The following is a 1,699-nucleotide window of genomic DNA, read 5'->3' on the forward strand; positions in this document are numbered from 1 at the left end:
GCGCAGCGAGCCCGAAAGAGGAGACGCCGCGGCTTCTTTTCCCAACCCAGATTAGCGTCCCATCGCGGCCGCCGGAAGCCGGAGCGATGGGACGGGCGCCAGCCGCGCCAGAGTGAGAGGTCGGCCGGGACGGGTTTGAGCCCGTCCGGTCGAGAGAGAGCGCCGGACCGGCTCGTCCGTCTTCCGCTCTTTCGAGGTATCCTCCATGCTCCACGCTCCCGTCTCTGGAGCCGCTCCGGCGGCTTCGCTTCCGCTCGCGCCCGACGCACCTCCCGCCGCCGCCATTCTGGCCGCCGCCGAACATCTCCTTCCTCATCTCGAACAGGGTCGCACGATCGACGCCGCGATCCTGCGCTCGTCCATGGAACAGGCCTTCGGCGCCTCCGACGCCAGCGGCGCCTGGGACTGGAAGACGGCCTACGACGCCTGCGAGGCGGCGACCGTCCTGTTCCTGCGCAAATACGGGAAGCCGCTTTTCCGCAAAGCCGCGTCTCCGACTGCACGGGTCGCAGCGCTTACCAAGATCGCCGGCCTGCTCCCGACGCACACGCGCCGGTCCGAGGAAGCCCAGGCCCTTCAGCAATTCTCGACGCCAATCCCGCTCGGTCTGGCGGCTTTGACCGCCGCATCGCTCACACCCGCCGACCGGGTGCTGGAGCCCTCGGCCGGCACGGGCCTGCTCGCGGTCCTCGCGGAGATCGCCGGTTCCGATCTCGTCCTCAACGAGCTGGCCGAGACCCGCGCCGATCTTCTCGCCTCGCTCTTTCCGGCCATTTCCGCCACGCGCTTCGATGCCGCCCAGATCGACGATCATCTCAATCGGGCCGCCATCCCCAGCGTCGTCATCATGAACCCGCCATTCTCGGTCATGGCGAACGTCTCCGGTCGCGTGGCAGACGCCGCGTATCGCCACATCGCCTCGGCGCTGGCGCGGCTCGCGCCGGGCGGCCGTCTGGTCGCGATCACCGGCGCGAATTTCTCGCCCGAGCTGCCGGCCTGGCGGGACAGCTTCGTCCGGCTGCAGGAGCGCGGCCGTGTGGTGTTCACCGCAGCGATCGCGGGCTCGGTCTATGCCAAGCACGGCACAACCATCGAGACGCGCCTGACCGTCATCGACAAGGCGCCGGTCGAGGATGCGGCACGCTTCCCTGAATCCCCGGGTATCGCGCCAGACGTCGCGACGCTGCTTGCCTGGATCGAGCGGGACGTCCCGCCACGGATGGCCGTCTCGCTGCCGACTGTCGCGACCGGACCTGCGCCGCGGACGGTGCGCGGTTATCTCGCCCGGGCCGCGCCGGTGCGCCGCATTGCTGAAATCGAGGGCGTGCCGCTCGACTATGAGACCATCGACTGGACCCCGCCCGAGGGCGGCCGCCTCTCGGACTCGATCTACGAGCCCTATGTGCTCCAGTCGATCCGCATCCCGGACGCGCGGCCGCATCCGACCAAGCTGGTGCAATCGGCCGCCATGGCGTCGGTCGCGCCGCCGAAGCCGAGCTATCGCCCGACGCTTCCGGCGGCGATCACCAGCGACGGCGTGCTGTCCGACGCCCAGCTCGAGACCGTGATCTATGCCGGCGAGGCCCATCGCGAATATCTCGCTGGCGCCTGGACGGTGGACGAGACCGCCGATCTCGTAAGCGCCGCGTCAGACGAGGCGCCGAACGCCGTCCGCTTCCGGCGGGGCTTCATGCTCGGC

At 69.7% G+C, this 1,699-nt stretch carries 1 protein-coding gene; it reads left to right on the forward strand.

Going from position 1 to position 1,699, the window contains the following annotated elements; translation table 11 throughout:
• Positions 1-205: 205 nt before the first annotated feature.
• Positions 206-1,699 (forward strand): strawberry notch-like NTP hydrolase domain-containing protein (locus JHD07_RS29880; RefSeq protein ID WP_291628675.1); only part of this gene is annotated, 1,494 nt, incomplete at its 3' end.

It is taken from the genome of Bradyrhizobium sp., from assembly GCF_016462955.1.
Lineage (GTDB): Bacteria > Pseudomonadota > Alphaproteobacteria > Rhizobiales > Xanthobacteraceae > Bradyrhizobium.